The organism is Vibrio sp. 378 (assembly GCF_033339435.1).
Genome location: NZ_JAWOUO010000040.1, coordinates 1 through 3,456, shown reverse-complemented (window position 1 = coordinate 3,456; position 3,456 = coordinate 1). Strand labels below are relative to the sequence as shown.

The window sequence follows — 3,456 nt, the reverse complement described above, 5'->3', positions numbered from 1 at the left end:
AACCCAACCAAAAACACACTGACTTTAACTCTAAACATTCTGCTTTAGCTGCGTTTTCCTCGTTGGCAACTAACGCCCTGTTAAGGGGTGAGCAACGCAATACTCAAGTTGCCGCATACCACCTTAAACACTAATACCGACGCATAATAAAAATGCCACGCGTTGCGAATCCCTCTTGAACAGTTTGTTAGTACTACTTGTTTTTGAAGTGCTGTTCCATTGAAATTTCCGTGGCAGCAGTCACTACATAATCCAACGCAACACTTAACTCATTACCGACCGTTACTATCACGAGGACTAATTGCTCGTTATACCTTTCCTGACTGACGTACTTTATACGAGTTAAAGCTATAGATATATTTACCCACGTAATAAGTGCTTCCGCTTTAGCTAACATTCCTAACTTAAACAGATTATCATCTACTTTAACCTCCGGCTGTCGAAAAATAGAAAGAATGAGAGTTCGAAAAGGCTCTTCGTTTACAGGTTCATCCAACTGCATTTTTAACAAATGAAGGTTTCGAGAAATATAGTCTTCTCTGTACCTAAGCTCGGCTTCTTGAGCGCTGAGTTTCATCTCTGAACGCTGTAATTCAATTTGTCGAGCTAAAAACAAAAACGAGAAGAACACCAATACTGGACCAAGTACTCCACCGAAATAGCTTCCAAACTCAGCCCAACGGGTATGATCCGTTGAAAGACCTCCAGGGAAATGCCACGTATACAGAGCAAAAACTATTACTATAAATAGCCCTGCTAATACAATGACCTTAGCTTCCTTAGATTTCATCATTACCTCGTAGTACTAACGCCCAATTAAGGTGTGAAGCACGCATCCACAACACTCAATTTGAACACCTTAACCACTAAACTTAACCCAAACCGAAAATACCAAGCGTGCTGAATCACTCTTAAATTGTTTGTTATAACCACATGTTCTCACAGACTTCATAGTGGCTAACATGACGATCTGGATTCAGTTTGTACTTTTCATCCTCTGGATACAACTTGGCAACACTGATGTCTTCACCAGAAAATGCTTTAATACATTCAAGATCTTCCCAGTAGGTCAACAACGTGATTTCTGCAATATCGCCTAAATCTCGATTTAGAATTTGAGCACCGAGAAAACCTTGTGTATTAGATGTATCTTTGATTCCTGTCTCGTACAGGTATGCAATAAACCCTTCTTTATATTCTTTAGGGCAAGTAGCTTTCCATTCCCTTGCTATCATACATACTCCATTTATGCCGTGGTTATAACGCCGCATTAAGGTGTGAGCAGCGCTTGGCTATACTTGAGCGAAGCGAAAGCGCCAAGCGTTGCGAATCACTCTTAAATGCTTTGTTATGGCGATACTTAACTTCGCGAGCCTAAGCTTTTTTCACGAACGCCGCTGTTACCATCATTTCTCCAGCACCATCGACCTTGCAGTCGAGTTGGTGGTCTTTACTATCAAAAATACGCCTGACAACTGCTTTTGTACCGATTTTCAACACCAGGGAGCTACCTTTAACTTTAAGATCTTTTGCCAAAGTAACTCTGTCACCCTCGGCTAACAAAGTACCATTTGCATCCTTAACATTAATAAGTTCATCTTGGGCAACTTCATCAGGGTTCCACTCAAACGCACACTCCGGACAAACCAAGTTAGCTTGATCTTGATACACATACTCAGACTGACAATTTGGTCAAGGAGGGAATGACATAAACTTTCAACTTTTCGATTAACAGTTGATATATGATAAGTTGATAACGCTCGATTAGCGAGAGGCATGGCACTATATTTAGTAATACCAACTGTGCTACCTAACTCGAATTATTCCGAAAGCCATAACGCCCTGTTAAGGTGTGAGCAACGCAATACAAAAGCTGCCGCAAACCACCTTAAACACTAAAATCAACGTATAGTAAAAATGCCACGCGTTGTGAATCACTCTTAAACAGTTTGTTAGAATTACGTCTCACTGCGGATCTATCTATTTCGTACACCATCACCAAATTCAGTAAAGTCGCTGATTTGGCTTAACTTAAATCTGTGTTCAAGAACAAAGGTTGACCACTTCTCTTTAAATATTGGGACATCATCATCAAGCTCACTAACATTTTCTGTAGTGAGCATCTTTTTTGTCAGGTAATTAATACTAGTAACTACCCCCACTCTAGGACCTCGATTAGCCATTGCGTCATAACCGATTAACTCAAGATCTGAATCTTGGTAACGGAAGTTGTAACTCCACTGGTTCTCAAATCGACCATCTAAAAAATCAATATGTAAGTTTCCTTTTGTAATACTCATTAAGATTTCTTCAGCCCTTCCTTCTTCATCAACAGAAAAGAAGCAATTGTCATTTTCAACAACGACGTCGTACTTGTCGTTATTTCTTAAAGCAACAATAATTCCTCTTCGGTTGAGATCTAACTGACCACGGTACTCATCAGTGACCATTTTGTTTTGGTCTGTACCTTGTATCATCAAAACAATATCGTCTCTACCATCTCCATTTAGGTCACCATGTATAGCCTCAATTATAGTGTGACCATTAGGAACGATTTCCCAATAGGAGCTATCAAGGTCGATTTTTTCTTGTGCTAAAACGTTTGCTCCAAATAGCAAAGCTGATAATAAAAGTAACTCTTTCATTTCTCGCTCTATGATTTTTCAGTAGTAAGTTCTAACGCCCTGTTAAGGGGTGAGCAACGCAATACCGAAGCCGCCACATACCACCTTAAACACTAAAACCAACGCATAATGAAAATGCCACGCGTTGCGAATCCCTCTTGAACAGTTTGTTAGGCTTGTGGTTCAGGTGATTTCGGACCTATTGTGTTCTGGAACTGCTCTACTGGAAAAACTTCACCGTTTACGTAAAAGTATTTTCTGGTGATTGTTCCCTTTAAGTTTTGCGGTTGATTAAGCTCAGAGGAATATTTAGATTCATAAAAGTAGTCTAACTCTAGGTAATTGTTTTTTATCTTACTTACGTCAACCACCGCTTTGAATAAGAATATTCGTTGTTCTGGAGTTGGTGTACTTACTGGCTTTTCTAACTGAATACCTGACACTATTTCATTGTTTGTTGTTTTGATATGCCAACTTGATGTAAAGGGAATATCATTTTTCGCGGTAATCTGTAGTACAAGCTCTCCTGTTGGTGCGTACTTACCCAATGTAACATCCAAATCAGGCGCCGTGTTTTTGAGAGCAATTTCAGCATCTTGTTTCAAGAACACAACCCGCTCTTCCACTTTAGCTTTCACAAACTGCCCCGAAAGTGCCACAACAAAACCTAGTGAAATAAAAACATAAGGGATAAATTTTACAAACTTAGTTAATTGTTCAACATCATTCCACATTCTGATTATCCTACGAAAAGCCTAACGCCCTGTTAAGGTGTGAGCAACGCAATACCGAAGCCGCCGCATACCACCTTAACCACTAAACCTAACGCATA

Annotated in this window: 4 protein-coding genes and 1 pseudogene; all 5 read right to left on the bottom strand. The window is 39.8% G+C overall.

What is annotated here, in order from left to right; all coding sequences use genetic code 11:
- Nucleotides 1-193 precede the first annotated feature (193 nt).
- The 5 genes and pseudogenes from R7Q48_RS23810 to R7Q48_RS23785 all read right to left on the bottom strand — a co-directional run bounded on the left by R7Q48_RS23810 (nt 194) and on the right by R7Q48_RS23785 (nt 3,358).
- Nucleotides 194-793: a hypothetical protein gene (locus R7Q48_RS23810; protein ID WP_054577357.1), complete on the bottom strand. Its 600-nt coding sequence runs from the start codon at nt 791-793 to the stop codon at nt 194-196.
- Between the two features lie 130 nt (nt 794-923).
- The gene (locus R7Q48_RS23805) at nt 924-1,235 is read right to left on the bottom strand and encodes an antibiotic biosynthesis monooxygenase family protein (protein ID WP_140140690.1); all 312 of its coding nucleotides are present in this window, start codon (nt 1,233-1,235) and stop codon (nt 924-926) included.
- A gap of 139 nt (nt 1,236-1,374) precedes the next feature.
- Nucleotides 1,375-1,710: pseudogene (locus R7Q48_RS23800) on the bottom strand (zinc ribbon domain-containing protein YjdM).
- Between the two features lie 266 nt (nt 1,711-1,976).
- Entirely contained in the window at nt 1,977-2,645 is a 669-nt protein-coding gene (locus R7Q48_RS23795; RefSeq protein WP_256903269.1) for a hypothetical protein, read from the bottom strand.
- 149 nt (nt 2,646-2,794) lie between these two features.
- Nucleotides 2,795-3,358 carry a hypothetical protein gene (locus tag R7Q48_RS23785; protein WP_143692585.1) on the bottom strand — a complete coding sequence of 188 codons (564 nt, stop codon included), beginning with the start codon at nt 3,356-3,358 and terminating at the stop codon, nt 2,795-2,797.
- Between the last annotated feature and the right edge of the window lie 98 nt (nt 3,359-3,456).

What these genes read in the sequence shown, in the direction of transcription:
- R7Q48_RS23805 (WP_140140690.1), bottom strand. Translation starts at nt 1,235, where the DNA reads ATGATAGCAAGGGAATGGAAAGCTACTTGCCCTAAAGAATATAAAGAA.
- R7Q48_RS23810 (WP_054577357.1), bottom strand. Translation starts at nt 793, where the DNA reads ATGATGAAATCTAAGGAAGCTAAGGTCATTGTATTAGCAGGGCTATTT.
- R7Q48_RS23795 (WP_256903269.1), bottom strand. Translation starts at nt 2,645, where the DNA reads ATGAAAGAGTTACTTTTATTATCAGCTTTGCTATTTGGAGCAAACGTT.
- R7Q48_RS23785 (WP_143692585.1), bottom strand. Translation starts at nt 3,358, where the DNA reads ATGTGGAATGATGTTGAACAATTAACTAAGTTTGTAAAATTTATCCCT.